Below are 17,195 nucleotides of genomic sequence, written 5' to 3'. Positions count from 1 at the left end.
GTAATTTTTGTTTCATGATAGTATGTTTTTATGAATTAATATTCATCAAAATTATACTAATCGCTACAAGTTTATTTGCTGTAATGTATCATTTTTTTGCTTAAATTGACTCTTTTTAAAGTGGTTACTAAGGGGTTAGTCCATAAAGAATTTTGAAATTTAAATTAATATTTATTCTTTAAAAATTCTGAAGGCGAGACACCATGTAGTTTTTTAAATGAAGTAGAAAAATAAGAGTTAGATTCAATACCAATTTGATACATGACTTGAGCCACATTAAAACCTTCGTTACTTTTTAGAAGTTCGGCAGCACGTTGTAACCTGTAATTTCTTAGATACACGTTTGGTACTTGACCAGTTAGTTGTTTTAACTTTCGGTAAAAGTGTGAAGTGCTTAGTCCTGCGTCTTTAGAAAGTTCTACAACTCCAAAAGTTGAATCTGATAAGTTTTTTTCAATTACCTGTATAATATTCGCTATAAATTCTTCGTCTTTTGTTGATAGTTCTAAGTCTTTATTTTTTTCCTTAGGTAGCAAGCTATTGTTAGCGAAGTATTTTTTTATTTTTACGTTGGACTCAATTAATTTATTGATTCTTAATTCTAAATGTTTTAAAGAAAATGGTTTACTTATATATTCGTCTGCTCCATGCTCGAGTCCTTTTATCAGGTTGTCATTGTCTCCTAAAGCGGTTAGTAATAAAATAGGGATATGACAACTTTCAGGTGCAGTTTTAATTTTTTCACAAAGTTCATAACCATCCATTTCTGGCATCATGACATCACTCACAATTAAATCAGGTTCTTTTACTTTTAATTTTTCAAGTGCTTCAAGACCATTGTTTGCAATCATAACGTTATACTTCAAAGAAAGTTCGGTCATTAAAAAATTCTGAATATCTAACTCGTTTTCAACAACAAGGACAGTATATTTTTTTTGATCTTGAGTATCCGATGATAACGGGTTCAGTTCATTTATTGTGTTTGATAATGGAACCCAGTCTTTGATGTAAGATTTTTCGATTAAATTAGATTCGTCTGGTGAATATTCTCCAATTTGTTTAGACGGTATTTTTACAGAAAAACGTGTTTCAACATCAGGGGTACTTCTAACCGAAACTTCACCTCCTAATAAATTAGTTAGAGATTTACAAAATGATAAGCCTATACCACCACCACTTATATCTCCGGCTTTACTTCCCAATTGATAGAAGCGCTCAAAAATATTGGTCAATTTTTCTGGAGGAATTCCTTTTCCGGTGTCAACTACATCAATATTAATTACTTTTTCATCAGAAATGAAAGAGATACCAGCTTCAATACTAATATTGCCCTGCGAGGGTGTGTTTTTAAATGAATTTGATAGTAAATTAAAAATAATTCTTTCAACTTTTTCTACGTCCAAAACAATTTCTTCGTTGGGCTCTGTTATTTTATAAAAGAAATTAATGTTTTTTTCAAGTGCATAATCTTCAAAAGCTTCAGTTGATGGGTAAATAAAGTCTCCTAATGTGCATTTAGAAAGATTCAGTTTAACATGTCCCTGTTCTGCTTGCCTGAATGTTATTAATTGATCTGCTAAACTTAAAAGGCGTTTCGTGTTTTTTTCGATTATATTTAAATATTTTAGGTCTTTAGTGTTTTTGTTATTTGCTATTATTCGCTCCAAAGGACCAGAAATTAACGTTAAGGGAGTTCTGAATTCATGAGATAAATTAGTGAAATAACGAAATTTACCTTGATTAATGGTTTCTATTCTTTCTTTATCCTTTTTTTCATAGATAAGGCCCTGTTTAAGTCTTTCATGTTGAACAAAATAAATGACGATACCTATACCTAGAGATATAAAAAGAATGAAAAAAAGTAAATAACTCCACCAGGTGTTATACCAATGTGGTAAAATTTTAACATGAAGCTGTTTATCTGTTGTGCTCCAAACACCATCGCCATTGGCAGCTTTTATTCTGAATATATAATCTCCAGCAGAAAGATTAGTATAGGTTACTGAAGTTTTACCAATTGGCTTTTCTGTCCAATTATCGTTAAACCCTTCTAATTTATAAGCTAATTTATTTTTTGAAGGCTTAGAAGTGTGTTTTACAGCTAAATTAAAAGAAACAATATTTTGTTTTTGGCTGATAGAAATACTCTCTGTTTCAGATATAGATTTTTCAAGTATAACTTTACTGTCTATCTTTTCATTAATTTTTACAGGTTTGTTGTTTATTAATAAAGATGTTATTAGAATTTCTGGAGGTTGGGTATTTAATTTAATGTTTTCTGGATTAAATATGGTTAGGCCGTTTAATCCACCAAAATAAAAATAGCCTGACTTTCCTTTAAAATAACAGCCTTGTCTGAAATTGTTATGTGCCATTCCATCTCTTACATCAAAAACGTTGATATTAGAATCGTTTATATTATATTTTATAAGACCCATATCGCTACTCAACCATAAATGGGATTTTTTATTTTGTAAAATGCCATAAATGGCATCATCTGGTAAAATATCGTTTTTTCTGAAATATTCTATTTTGATAGGAAGCCCTTGGTTGTTTAGTGTCATTTTATTTAATCCTCCACCAAACGTTCCTATCCATAAATGATTATTCTCCTTGTGAAGGGAAAATATGTTATCGTTACTTAATTTTATTTCGTCAATGCTATTGGCAATATACTGTTGCTCGATTGTTAATATGTTTTGTTTAAATACACCTTTTAAAAGACCATTATTCGTTCCAAACCAAAATGAATTTTTTCCTTCTTTGAGTACAGCATTTACTCGGTTGTCTTTTAAATCGGAATATGATTTAATCTTTAAAACTGGCTTAGTTTTATACTTTATTTCCGCCCAAGGGTTTTCTATTATTGCGATTTTGTTACCAGCAATGAGAATGTTGTTTTCATCAATTTGAATGATATTTCTTAAATTGTTTCGAAATGGCTGGTTTTCTTTATTTTGAAAAGTAACTTTTTTAAATTTGTTATTTAAAGGATTGTAAATGGTTAATGCATTATCTGAACCTAACCATATAAAGCCTTTTTGGTCTTCATAAATACAGCGCATGATATCACCTTCAATCCAGATTAATTGGGATTCTAAATTTTCAAATTGTAAATTACTACTATTTTTACTATTTATTATGGTTTTACTTCTAACTAAGGGCGAGTTATACCCAGATATCCATAGGTAGCCCCGCTTGTCTTCTAATATTGAGGTTATTAGGTTGTCTGATATTGAAAAATAATCAAACGGGTTGCTTGAATAATTGATGAATCGCTTTTGAGTAAGGTCTAGCTTATTTATACCACCTTGCGCAGTCCCTATCCACAATACGTTAAAATCATCTTGATACAGAGCATTAATTTGATGGCTACTTAAACCCCCTTCATTTTTTTGATTAAATGTAAAGTGCTCAAAATCGTTTTGTTCTTGATTATATTTATATAATCCATTATCAGTAGTGCCAATCCAAACCATTCCAAAATGGTCTTCAAAGATAGTGTTTATTTTTTCGGGAATGGACTGTAGTTCTCCGTTATCAAAAGACTGTATGATGTGTAACCTATTATTATCTATGGTTGCTTTATATAATCCTCTGTTAGTTCCTATCCAAAATAAATTATCAATAAGTAAAAGTGTTGTTATTCGAATATTGGTTAATTCATCGAAATTTGTAGTTAATGCTTTATTGTTTTTTAAGGATACACTTTTTAACCCGTTAGAGGTACCCAGAACTAAGTTGGTCTCATCTTTAAAAACAAAAGAATTAATAATTAAGGATTTTGATAAATTTTTCAAAATATTTTCGGACACTTCAAAAATACCGTTTTCAATATCTACTATCTCACAGGCGAATAAGTTGTTTTTTTTAGAGAACCATATACGACCTGATGGTCCAGGTTCTATATGTGTTATTTGGCCTTTTTGGGATAAAGGGATTGAGTAGAATTTTTCTAACCAAGGGACATAAATATTGAGACCTAAGTTTGTGCCAATCCATAATATACCTTGTTCATCTTTGAAAAGACAAGTGATATAGTTGCTCGATAAATTACCGTTAGTTTTAGATTGTGTTGTGTAAGTTTTAAACTCATACCCATCATATCTAATTAATCCATTAGGGGTGCCATACCATAAAAAACCATAGCGATCTTGTTCAATGACATTTATGGTGTTTTGATTAAATCCTTCTTTATTAGAAAAACGTTCAAAGTTTTGGGCACTCAAAAAAAAAGAATTAGACAGGCAAAAGCAAACCAAAAATATTGATAAAATAAATTTGAAATATTTAAATTCTTTGATCATCAAACTTGAAATTTTTTTTTAGTGACAATTTTTGTCACAATAGATTACATCAAAGATAAAAAAATTGCTGTTAATTAATCTTTTAAAAATGATTCTAATTTTTCAATCATTTGTGTGCTATCGCAGAAAAAAGGAATACGTTGGTGTATATCTGTGGGTACAATATCTAAAAATTCTTTGATCGCCACTTACTGCTTTTTCTCCTGCTTGCTCCGAAATGGCCGCAATAGAGTTAGCTTCATAAAGCAATCTTAATTTACCATATTTGTTTTTTGTACAGTTAGGATACATATATGCCCCCTTTTTACATATTTATATAAAAATCAGATACTAAAGAACCTATATGTCTTGCAGTATAATGACGTTCTTCTTTTTCTTGACAAAATTTAATATAATTTTTTACACCTTTTGGGAAGTGGGTATAGTTACCTTCATTAACTGAATAGATATTTCCAATTTTAGGGATTTGAATATTGACATGGGAAAGGTAAAACGATCCAATTGCTGGGTCTAGAGTAAAACCATTGACCCCTTGTCCTGTGGTATATACCAGCATGGTTGATGTACCATAAATAATATATCCTGCGGCTACTTGTTCTTTTCCTGCTTGTAGAAAATCCTAGAGTTCAACCGGTGTGCCTACTGGAGTTACTCTCCTGAATATAGAAAAAATAGTTCCTACTGAAGCATTACCAACACCAACTGCTGATATTGATTCTTTTTTTTGGAACACTTATACCAGTTGGTATTTGAATTTCATCCTGTTTCATTTATTATTTTAGGAACTCTTGGTTTGTTCTGTTTTAATAACCAACTTCTACTTTTACAAGAGTTACTGCAAAATTTTTGTACACCTCAGCGTTTTGGAATGTAATCACCACCACAGTTATCTATCTATATTTTTTTTAGTAAAAAAAGGCCAAATGTTTTAGCAAAATAAAAAAAGCCAAGAATAAAATTCTTGGCTTTCCCTTTGTTTACCTGTAGCGAGAATGGGGCACGATCCCATGACCTCCGAGTTATGAATTGAGAGCGTACTATGTCAAATCAATATGAATACCTTTAAAATTCATTAAAAATGAAGCTTTAGATTTTATTTAGTATTAAATGAAATCAATTAATATCAAAGAATGTTTTAGCAGCGTATAAATACACAGAATTTTATCTTTATTAAAAATCAATACTTATGGCATCAGTAACACCTTTTTTAGTTAAACGACCAAATTCAAAAAATCTACATCCTATATCAATTAGAATTATAAAGGATCGGAAGCCATCATATATTTATATTGGACAATCTATAAAGTTGAAGCAGTGGGATTCCAAAAATCGAAGGGTAAGAAAATCACATCTAGATCATTTAGAAATCAATCAGCTGATACTATCAAAACTATCTTAGCCAACAAAAGTTTGATTAATGCAGAGATTGAAGCGCAGGATTTATCTTCAAAAAAGATAAAAAATCAGATTGTATCGAAATATGATAACGATTTTTTTAAAGTAGCCGAAAGTTACTTGGTAAACATAAGAAACAGAAAGCAGTTTCATCAATTGGATATTGAAATTGGTCGTATAGCAGTGTTTAGAGAATTTCTAAAAAACAATCAACTTCATTTTAAAGATTTGAATGTTGAACTCCTAAAACAATTTGAACATTTTCTGTTAAGTAAAAGAAATTTGGTTGCACGTACTGTGGCTAATTATATGATTACGCTTCGAACTATTTATAATTTGGGAATAAGTAAAAGCATCATAAAGAAAGAATCTTATCCTTTTGGAAAAGGAAAATTTCAAATTAAGTTTCCCGAAACTAAAAAGATTGGATTGAATAGAGAAGAAATAAAGACTTTAGAGAATTTAAAAGGTTTAACAAAAGCTCAAGAGTATGCTTTATATGCATGGTTACTTAGTTTTTATTTTGCAGGAATTCGTATAAGTGATGTATTACAATTAAAGTGGGCAGATTTTTATGACGAGCGTTTACATTACCGTATGGCTAAGAATAACAAATTAGTTTCATTGAAGATCCCTGATAAAGTTACTAAAATTCTCGGTAAATTAGAAAGAGAAGAACATTCTGTTTATTTATTCAAGGAGCTAGAAGGTGTTAATTTAAATGATAAGAAACGCATAAGGACAAGAATAAAAACAGCGACAAGAAACTTCAATAGGAGATTAGAGCTTGTTGCAGAAAAAGCAGAAAAAGCAGGAATAGATAAAAAAATGTCCATGCACATTGCTCGCCATAGTTTTGGAAACATTTCTGGTGATAAAATTCCTATTCAAATGCTTCAAAAACTATATCGGCATTCTTCGGTTACTACAACTATGCTTTATCAAGCTAATTTTATGCGAAGAGATGCTGATGAGGCTCTTGATATGGTTGTTGATTTCTAAGGATATTTAAAAAAAACTTATTGGTTCGAGAGAATGAGGAACTAACCAAAATCTAATTTTTGTAGTGTTAGTAGGGGTAATAAAGGGGGTTGGTTTTGTACGCACCGAATTAAGCACCGCGTGATGAGCTGTTGTACATCACCATCGCTACGTTTTGTTAGTTCTTAGTTTAGTTTTATTTGAGTGGATATTAAAAGAACATGATTAAAACACTTTTTAGTATTATTGATTTAACCAAATAATATGTGTTATTTATTTAGTTTAAATTGTGTTTTTATTTTACCAATAATTTAAATTTTATCGCAATTTTGTATGTTCTTATTAAGAAAATGTATAATTGATGTTATCAAAATATAAATTATTATATTCGATTTTAATTAATAGTATTTTCAATTTTATTGAATCGTGGAGTCAAAAAAACATCTATTTTTAGTTATTATTTGCTTATTTGTAGGAATTGCTTTTGGGCAAAACGGAGGAAGTAATTCTAAACCATTAAAATTTAAGAAGCTTTCTTTAAAAGAAGGTTTGTCTCAAAGTTCTGTACTTTGTGTATCTTTTTGTTCTTCTGTCAATTTTGGGATTCCTCTACCTGGAAAACTGTTCTTTCCATAATCTTGTGATTCTCGTCTCCAGCGGTGCAATACCGAGTAAGGAATATCCAGTTCCTCACAAACTTGCTTGACATGACCTCGGGCATAGCTTAGTTCTACAGCCTTTTGCTTAAATGATGTACTGTAATTTCTGTCTTGTTTCTTCATGATTCAAAGTTAATTTATGTAACTCTAAATCTCGCAATCTAATGTCCAGTCTAATGTAGTAATTCCACTATTCCATTTGCACCTACAAGAGTTAATCAATGGATTAAAAAGAATAGAGCAACAACTTAATTGAATAAAGAAACGTGAAACTACTTACCTATAATACCTTTGTTTCAACTTAAAATCTATACCATATTATGAAAAAAATCATTATTCTTTTAACAATCCTTTTTTACAGTTACTTTAACAGCAAACGCACAAGAAGGTTACCCACAGCACGTAGTAAAACATGCTACTAAATATGTAGAATTCGTCGCAAGCAATATTAAGGTCACACCTGAAGAAAAAACAAAACTTTTAGAATTAAAACTAGAACAAAGCAGCACCGCATTCAAGGTAGGCAAAGAACTAAAAGGTAACGATGAAGCTATTGCAGCCAAAAGAACAGAGTCGTGGGATGTATTTCGAAAAAAAGTGATTGAAACTTTCGGTAAAAAAAGAGGTGCAGAACTTAATAAAGCAGGACGACGAGTTAAAAAGTAAACTTTTAGTATTGCTAAAAAATAATAATTACTTTAATCTTTAAAGAATTAGAAATATTCACTTAACAACCTGAATACCATTCTGAACCAATTTAGAGTAAATTATTACATACAAAAGGCAAACATATATCAGGTTGAGTGCAGTCAAAAGTTCTTCTAACCATAAATAATATTAGGGTTTAGACTGCGCTCAACCTGACCTTAAAGTAATATTCTGAATAGCAGTATTTTTTTAACCCATTATTAACTGAACTCAGTAAAACTTACAGCGTTTCAGTATGATAACACCTAAAGTGTACTCCTTATTTTAAATTCATAACAACTAAGATGTCTTTATCCATTACTATAAAGGCTTGTTTGTAAAATAACAATATACGTAGTCTAAGTCCACAAAACGCAATGTCATTATGAAAAAAAAACGTTTATTATCTAGCTTAATAGCTTTGTTTTTTCTGTTTTATACACAGGCTCAGGTTGTTTGGTACGAAAATGAAAGTAACACAAGTTACATTACATTATCGAGTGCAACTAAAGGAACTTTTTCAACAAATGAAGTAAATCCAGAGACAATAGGTGTTAACACCAATTCCGTTAGCTCAAAGTTTATAAGAGACGGACAAGTAAGTCCTTTTATTTATTTTAATTTACCGATCCCCGTTACTGATTTAGCGATGTATTCAATCTCTTTAAAGGCATACACATCAATTACAACAGCTAATTTAACAACCACCAATAAAAGAATTAGAGTCTATTTTAGAAACTCTACCATAGGTGCAAGCAGTGCAATTTATAAACAATTAAATTTTTCTTTAGGGGAAACATGGGAAGATTTTACTTTTATTTTTGACGGAACTTCAATACCAACAGATGTTGCTAGTGCAGGAGGATATGACCAAATTATGATAGGTGTTGCGTCTGGGGACACAACAAGTTTAACATCTACCAATTATTTTGATACTATATCCGGCACAACTTCTCAAGAAACTGAACCTAAAGCGGAATGGCTATCTGGATCGTGGGGCTTTTGGTATCAATTACCTGGTGGTATAAGATTAGACTCGAATCCTGCAGATTATGTTACAGTTGCGCAACAAATGGTTGCCGATTTGCCTTCCATGGGGCACGTAATGCTAAATTTTACACATTCTGCACATGGATATTTCTTTCTTTTAAGAGAAAATCCATATATAGATATTGCAACAGAAATCCATAGTGATATGGTACCAAGTTTGGTAAATGAACAGATCATTCTAGACGTAATTGAAATTTTTAAAAATGCAGGAAAAAAAGTAATTCTATACATTGCTACGGACGGACCATCTGCAAGATCTGGAACTCCAGATAATTCTACATATAAAGCAGCATGGGAAAATTATTACTTAAACACCCCATTATTTACAGGTACTGATGAAGAAAAAGAAGCACAAGCTTATCGTCTTTTGTGTAAAGGTTTTTTTGAAAGATTCAAAGATGCTGGTGTGGACGGCTATTGGTTAGACCATAGTAAAGGTCTTCCTGGAGAACTAGAAGATTTTGTTAAAATGATAACTAAAGTAGATCCTAACGCTGCCTTAGCTACAAATAATACACTTGATGATGGTAAAGTAGATTTAGATCCTGACTATTTTCAAGATGCGTATGGCAATGACTTATATGTAGATACTGATGATGTAAATGAACAAGTAGAGGTAAATGATGACGGCATCAATAAAGATTACAGAATTAAAAGATTTAATGCTTCTGACCCATACATGGATTTTACTGGTGGGCATCCTACGCCTTTGGCTCTTGGAGCTCCTCCAACCTCCTGGGCTTATGAAGAATATACTTTTCCTGATATGGTAGGAAATCCATGGGATACTTATAATGGCACTAAACAAGTAGTAAAACATGCTTTTATTCCTCTACGTAGCAGATGGACTGTATTTACTTCAGACTTTATGTTTAATGATGATGAACAAGCTTATCGAATTGTAAGAACATTAACAGATGCTGGTGCTGCAATTACATGGTCTGCAACTCTTGATGGTAGTTGGTATGATACAGATGGTAATATAATGCAAGAAGAAATGGATTTGTTCAAAGAAATAAATAATAGAATGGTGCAAAATCCTAAGCCAGATTATATTCCTTATTCAAGACCGAAAGGGGCTTATTTGGTTGGAGAATCACTCAGTATTAACAGTGTAGAGAAAACATCAATAACATTATATCCAAATCCTGTAAAAAGTAGTTTTAAAATTTCTAAAGAAATTGAATCTGTCCATGTTTACAACGCATTAGGACAAAAATTGATATCATTCTCAGAAAATAAAACGGAATACGATATTTCAAGATTATCAAAAGGCATCTATTTTGTAGAAACCATATTCGAAAATAAATTAAAATTAACCACACGTATAGTAAAAAAATAAGAATTAATTATGTTTAAAAGCAGTATAGTAATTATTATCAGTAGTTTATTTTTTAATTGTAATGCTCAAAAGCATAATAAAACATTTATTAAAGAAAGACCAGCACCTAACGTAGTACTTTTACTAACAGATGACTTAGGTTGGCAAGACGTAAAATGCTACGACATTGACGAACCATCTCCCTACGAAACACCAAACCTAGATGCATTCGCAAAAAAAGGAGTACAATTTTGGCAAGCGTATTCTCCCGCCCCTACTTGTGCACCTAGTAGATGTGCTATCATGAGTGGAAATCATCCTGCAAGAGCACAAAAAACACATGTTGTTGGTGGTGCACCTCCTACAGTTTATGTCAATAAAAACATACAACGTATTATCGATCCTTGGTACAGTGGACGTATGCCAGAAAACGAAATGACCTTGGCTCGAGTGCTACAGCAAAATGGTTACAAAACGGGTCATTCAGGAAAATGGCACATGGCTATCGATCACTCTGCCTACCCTCAACCAACAGATCAAGGTTTTGACATATCTACAGCAAATCGTGGTGTTACAAGTCCTCAAAGACCTAACAGACTAACGGACTTTGCCACTAATAAAGAATCTGACCCTTACCGATTGGATGAGAATGGTTTTCCTTTTCATCAAAATAATCAAGATGCATTAAACTTTTTAGAAGAAAACAAACAAGATCCATTTTTCTTGTATTATGCTACCTTTTTAGTTCATTCACCCATCCATACGAGAAGTAAGGCTCTTTTAGAAAAATACTGTAAAAAACTAGGAGTTGCTTTTCCAGCAGACCCTAAACATTGGGACTTAGAAGGACAGAACAACCCTTTTTATTGTGCTATGGTAGAGATGTTAGATTATTATGTAGGACAGGTTTTTAATTATTTAGAAACTACTGATGATCCTCGCTGGCCAGGACATAAATTAAGCGAAAACACTTATATTATTTTTACTTCTGACAATGGAGGTATGGAAAGCCATCCTGGAGAAGTTATTACAGATAACTACCCACTAGACAAGGGAAAAATAAACGCAAAAGAAGGAGGCACAAGAGTTCCTTTACTAATTTCAGGTCCTGGAATTAAAAAAGGTGTTCAGTCTGACGTTGCTGTAAACGGACTTGATTTTTATCCAACGATTCTTTCCTTGCTAAATATTGACAAACCAAAAGACAAAAATTTAGATGGAGATGATTTATCAACCCTATTGTTAAAAGACCCAACCAACTCTAAGTTAGTTTTAAATAAAAAAGGAAAAGAAAGAACCACTATGATGTGGCATTTTCCCCATTCTTCTTATCAAAGTACAATCCGTATTGATGATTATAAGTTGATTAGAAATTACGATTATAAAAATAACCCAAACCCAAGAAAAACAGAATTTGAACTTTATAAACTCTATGACACCTCAACAGGAACATCAAAAAGAGTGGATATTGAAGAAGCGAATAACTTAGCAACATCAGACCCTGAAAGAGCCAAACTAATGAATGATAAGCTTACTTCTCTTTTAACAGAAATGAAAGCTAGCTATCCTTCTTACAATCCATATTATAAAAAAGACTTAGAGCATAAAGAAACTGTACCTACAGCTATAGTTGCATCTAAAAATAAAAATGAAGTCACTTTTACCTATAAAGAAAATGGTGCAAAGGTGGTAAAAGCCAATTTAATTTATACAACTAATGGTGGACATCACTACGAAGAATGGTTCAAAGCAGATGCAAAGATAACTTCTAAAAACACCGTAATCGTTGACTTACCAAAAGGAACAACGCATTACGTAATTAATTTAATTGATGAACATAACTTTTTAGTGAGTTATCCAGAAATGCCTACCAGAAAAGAATTAACAGCTAAAAAAGAGAATTATTCTAAATATGCGATACCTAATAAATAACTTATATAGCAAATCGAAATATTTAAATTACTAATACATAGTAAAGATTCCTTTATGTTAAACATAAATCATTACCGTATTATTAATATTTATTCAACTTTAAAAATGAACAAACATCTAAAAAACAGTTTTATAACATCAAGATTCTCACTAATATTACTACTTATAAGTATTAGTAATATTTGCTTTTCTCAAAGCAGTTTAACAGCCGTAAATCAAGAATCTTATGACAACTATACTAATTCATATAATTATACCTATTGGAATAACAATTGGAAAACTTCTATTTCAGAAAACAGAAGTTTTACCAATTACACCAGTAGCTATTCATTAAACATAGATTATAAAAACCTTTCTATAAATAGCCTACTGGTTAACGAACATTCTTTATCAAAAAAACAAGGGTTCTCGCAATTAAACTCATCTATTTTTCCAACTAATTATAAAGGTGATATTAACTATGCCATTCTTCAAAATGGTGCTATTGTTTACGATAAAAGTGATACACCTACAAATACAGGAAGAAAGGATAGTCAATTAGCCGAATTTGGAAATTGGAGTAACAGACGATTTGTAAGTACCAATTTTAATGGAAAGCCATCTATAGACACTTATTACACAGGGATTGATTTTACTAATTGGCATAATCGTTTTAAAATTACTTTTCACGTAAAACCTACGGTAAATATTACCAATGGTCAACTACAACTATCTATTGATATTCCAGCAGAATACAACCAATACTACAAATCTGGTCAATTGCATGCTTACGCAATTAATAATAAAGGTTTTGTTGTAAAAGGGGGAGTTCTTGCAGAATCTGTAGCTATTAATGGTAATAATATCACCGTAACAACAACACAACAAGACTTACTAACTAATACTGCATATGAAGTAAGTATTGTATTCTGTGCAATTACAGAAAACATAGCTACTAAATACAAAGAAGCTTTTAGAGATGAACAAGAAATAAGTATTACAGCTTCACAAACATTACCTTCAGTTAAAAAAATATCAAACATCTCATATAATCAAGATGAAGGTATGCATTATATTGATATTCCCAAATACACAATGGGATATGGTAGTTGCGATACAACAGATAAATTACAAAGTATTAATTTAACGTTGGAAAATTCATCTTCTAAAGAACAAAGCGTTAAATTATGTTTCAGACAAATTCCCCCAGGTAATATAGTTGGTTTTAATTCGATAATTTGTAACAGCAATGGAGATCCATCAGGTTTGCCTCTTCAGGTTTCTAAAAACTGGCATGATACTACCTCACAATTTTATTCAGGTTCTTGGATTAAAGAATATACCGAAATAATTATTCCTGCAAACACAACAATGAATCTCGTTTACAAAAAAACAGGTGCAAAATGGGGGGAAACCTACACGGCATCTTCTCACCAATTATCAGTCGTTGGAGCAGGATTTCCTAGAGGAGCATGGTTAGAAGCAGCCTTAGGAAGTTTTGGAGAATCTATAACTCATTCTCCTGATTATGAATACGGGAAATCCATTGGTGCAGATGTTCGCCCTTTTTTAGTCACCAATGAAGCCTATGGAGGAAATTCTACAAAATGTGGATGGACAGGTAATGTTGGTGGACTTGACATTCTTGTTTATGAAGATAATACTGGTAACAGAAGTTATCACTCACAAGTAAAAACAGATTTTAAAGCATACTCTCCAAACTTAACCGAAACTTCAATTTCAGCAATATCTGAAGACAAAAAACTAAAGTTTGATTATACATTTCACATAAATAGATCCGATGATTTTACAAGAATTTATTACACAATAAACGTAGAAGCACTTGAAAATGCGGCCTTTAATCGGTTTGATATTTTCCAACTAGGAGGTGATTTTTATAACTATTTTAATACACAAAGTGTTGTTTACGGAAATGATACTGGTATGATTGGTAAGTTTACCCCTATAAATAATGGATCTAACAATTACACCACAAATGAAATTGCCTTAAATGGAGATAACCCGTGGTTATGGGCAGGAGATGGATTGTACAAAAAAGGAGCTAAAAACAAAAAAGAAATTGACACCAATAATGGTATGATTATCAGAAATTATTCAGCAACTTTTGGAGGAACTGAAAACAATACGCCCTATGTGATGGAAAGATCTAGTTCTAAAGGATATTCAGAAAAAAAAGAAATCAATCCTACTTCCTATTGTTTGGTAACACCTCCTGAGGTAACTTCTTTTACTAAAGGAGATAAAATAGCGCTGTTAGTAGAAGTTGTTGTACTCCCTAAACAAGCTGTAGATTATTATGGCCCTAATAAAAATTTCTTAAATGCATTAACTACTTATGGAAATTCGTATGAATTGTTATATAGAGAGTCTCTTGGTAACAAAATAAGAGCAACATCATCAACAAATACTATTCACACCTCTTACCCTTTAACTGTTGAAACTTCTAATAACACAGGACTTGTTACCCTTACTGGAGGAAAAGGATATGTTCCTATTGTTTTTTCTGGACTAAGTTCTGTGACAAACCCAGTGCTATGGAAATACTATCGTGGTGAATGGAAAGTTGTAGACCAATCGGTACATGGAAAAGATTTTTGGCAAACAAATTACAATACCGAAACAAAATTATTTAATTTGGTATACAATGTAAACCAGGACATTAAAAATGATGAAACAGCTGTCATTAAATACTACTTAGGTGAAACGCCTCCATAATCAAGAATTATTATTCAATCTTGGTTTGACGATGATAAATAAACTTCAAATAACGATTTAGAAAAAGCAGAAAAAACAACTTTCAGACTTCTAATATGAAGAAAATGATTAGTGATATTATTTAATTAGTTAAGCATATTCTAAAGTACTTCTGAATATTATAAGAGACGACTGTAATAGCTAGCTGCAAAAGCTTTTTTATTTTTAAATAAATTGAAATAAGCAATAAAAGAAGTAATTAGAGAAACAAAATAATGTGATTTCTAGCTAGTTTTACCCTCTATTAACATTTAAACTAAATATTTTATGAAAACAAAATTATTTTTAAGCAGTCTATTAACTTTATGTATTGGTTCGTTTACTGCAAGTGCTCAAACTTTTGATCAAACTTGGGTGGATTATGGAAACTCAGAATACTATGGGTCTGTAATTAGTATTGCATCTCAAGACGAACCAGGATCTTCTCTGTTTTATGATTATACTTCAGACTCGCCTGCGGTTCCCGCACCTACAGGTGCTGCAAACCAGACGGCATTGAAATATGTTAAAGCTAGTACAGTAGGAACTTCAGGAACTCCAAGCTTTACAGTTCAGCTTAATGGGAATTTAGACGATGCAGTAGTTTCCGCTACCATAGATATTAATGTAAAGGTTACTCTTTATATAGTTGCAGATCCAGATGCTAGTACAGGAGTAGACTTAACTGGTTTAGAAACTTCTTCAGGAGCTGACATGAGGTTTACATTGCAACTAAAAGATTCTGAAGGAGTAGCTAAGACAAGAACAAGTGCAAGACCTTTAGGTGCTAAGATTGATTTTAATACGGGGTGGCAAGAGTTAGATTTTAAGGTTCAAATTAGAACTCAAGATGCTACAAATTTAAACCAATATGATCAAGCGACACTTGTTTTAGGTTCTACTACAACAAAGCCTGGTGGAACTCTTAAGTATTACACAGATGGCACTAACTTTTTAGAGGAAGACGTATCTATTTATGTTAGTAGTATATTATCTGATACTGCGTTAGATGCAACTTTATTATCTACTAATAACGATATTAATAAAACTGAGTCACTTTTGTTTTATCCTAACCCAGCAGAGGATAAAATATTTTTATCTAATAATGTAGAATCGGTTAAAATTTTTAATACAATAGGTTCTCTAGTTAAAGAGTCTAATGTAAAGCAAATAGATATAAGTAGTTTTTCTAAAGGTGTTTATCTTATTGAGATGGAATCAGAAAATAGTCAAAAAACGGTTAAGCGTTTTGTGAAAAAATAAGAAAGAGTAAATAAGAAATGAGGTTTTGTTTATAATTATAACATAACCTCATTTTTATTATAAAATAAAATATTATAATGAAAAGAATATATTTAATTAGTTTGGCGTTGTTGTTTTCTTACTCCATAAATGCTCAAAATTGCTCCGAAATATGGTTAGATTATGGAAATGGTATAAAAAACATGGAGTTAGCAAATATATCAAGTCAAGATAAGAAATTGTCTAAAGATGATTTTAGTTTTATATCTGCCACTCCATTAATACCTAATTTAGAAGGGGTTAATACACATAAAGCATTTAAGTTTACAAAAAATGCAAAAAGCACATCTGGTTTTCCATCTGTTACTTTTAAATTTAAAAATAATCTAGAAAGTAAGAAAATTGAAGATATTTTACTTGTTAATTTTGAAGTAAAAATATATGTTTCAGTAGATTTAGATGGTTTGGATTTAAGTTCTGTGCCAAAAGAGCAACGTAAAATTGTTTTTGTTATTGATGGAGATGATGTTAAAAGAAGGTACAAAATATGCCATTTAAAAGATTTTAAACCCGGTTGGCAAACGCTTAAGGTGACTTTTGAAGTCGATAATGAATATGCATCAAACATAAACGAGTATACGCAATTTAAAATTGTTTTTGGAAAGCCACTTACAGGGCATTCTAATGGTAAAAAATACTATACAGTAACTGAAAATCCTTCATCTGATTCTGATTACTTAGCAGAAGAGATTGATTTTTATATTGCTTCAATTAAATCTAATATAAAGATTAAATAATTTAAAATTAACATCCCAATTCAATAACTTCTAAGTCTTTGAATTTATTAAAATCCTTCTTTTAAGGGAAAATATTTGCTCTAGTCTAGTA

General features: G+C 31.3%; 8 protein-coding genes and 2 pseudogenes. 7 read left to right on the top strand and 3 right to left on the bottom strand.

Features of this window, described 5'->3' with window-relative positions; translation table 11 throughout:
• Positions 1–164 precede the first annotated feature (164 nt).
• Together GQR98_RS17790 and GQR98_RS17785 are read right to left on the bottom strand one after the other, a co-directional pair.
• Entirely contained in the window at positions 165–4,229 is a 4,065-nt protein-coding gene (locus tag GQR98_RS17790) for a two-component regulator propeller domain-containing protein (RefSeq protein ID WP_159020744.1), read from the bottom strand.
• 152 nt (positions 4,230–4,381) lie between these two features.
• Positions 4,382–4,998, bottom strand: a pseudogene (locus GQR98_RS17785) (fructose-bisphosphatase class I); the annotation flags it as partial.
• Positions 4,999–5,493: 495 nt separating this feature from the next.
• Here GQR98_RS17785 and GQR98_RS19195 point away from each other — a divergent pair.
• Entirely contained in the window at positions 5,494–5,706 is a 213-nt protein-coding gene (locus tag GQR98_RS19195; RefSeq protein WP_233268042.1) for an Arm DNA-binding domain-containing protein, read from the top strand.
• Complete coding sequence (locus GQR98_RS17780) at positions 5,622–6,704, top strand: tyrosine-type recombinase/integrase (RefSeq protein ID WP_233268041.1); 1,083 nt, start codon at positions 5,622–5,624, stop codon at positions 6,702–6,704. Before GQR98_RS19195 ends, GQR98_RS17780 begins: the two co-directional genes overlap by 85 nt.
• 554 nt (positions 6,705–7,258) lie before the next feature.
• On the opposite strand, the pseudogene GQR98_RS17775 reads toward GQR98_RS17780, so the two are convergent.
• A pseudogene (locus GQR98_RS17775) lies at positions 7,259–7,465 on the bottom strand (transposase); the annotation flags it as partial.
• A gap of 949 nt (positions 7,466–8,414) precedes the next feature.
• On the opposite strand from GQR98_RS17775, the gene GQR98_RS17770 reads away from it, so the two are divergent.
• The 5 genes from GQR98_RS17770 (at position 8,415) to GQR98_RS17750 (ending at position 17,104) form a co-directional block, all read left to right on the top strand.
• Entirely contained in the window at positions 8,415–10,421 is a 2,007-nt protein-coding gene (locus tag GQR98_RS17770) for a T9SS type A sorting domain-containing protein (protein ID WP_159020742.1), read from the top strand.
• Positions 10,422–10,430: 9 nt separating this feature from the next.
• Positions 10,431–12,332, top strand: a complete 1,902-nt coding sequence (locus tag GQR98_RS17765) for a sulfatase (RefSeq protein WP_159020741.1) — start codon at positions 10,431–10,433, stop codon at positions 12,330–12,332.
• Positions 12,333–12,437: 105 nt separating this feature from the next.
• Positions 12,438–15,047, top strand: coding sequence for a hypothetical protein (locus GQR98_RS17760; protein WP_159020740.1), 2,610 nt, complete (start codon positions 12,438–12,440; stop codon positions 15,045–15,047).
• A 306-nt stretch (positions 15,048–15,353) separates the two neighbouring features.
• Positions 15,354–16,328, top strand: a complete 975-nt coding sequence (locus GQR98_RS17755; protein ID WP_159020739.1) for a T9SS type A sorting domain-containing protein — start codon at positions 15,354–15,356, stop codon at positions 16,326–16,328.
• A gap of 77 nt (positions 16,329–16,405) precedes the next feature.
• Positions 16,406–17,104: a hypothetical protein gene (locus tag GQR98_RS17750; protein ID WP_159020738.1), complete on the top strand. Its 699-nt coding sequence runs from the start codon at positions 16,406–16,408 to the stop codon at positions 17,102–17,104.
• The last annotated feature ends 91 nt before the right edge of the window (positions 17,105–17,195 follow it).

Source organism: Algibacter sp. L3A6, assembly GCF_009796825.1.
GTDB lineage: Bacteria > Bacteroidota > Bacteroidia > Flavobacteriales > Flavobacteriaceae > Algibacter.
The sequence above is the reverse complement of the archived record's forward strand: the minus strand, read 5'-3'. Positions and strand labels throughout refer to the sequence as shown.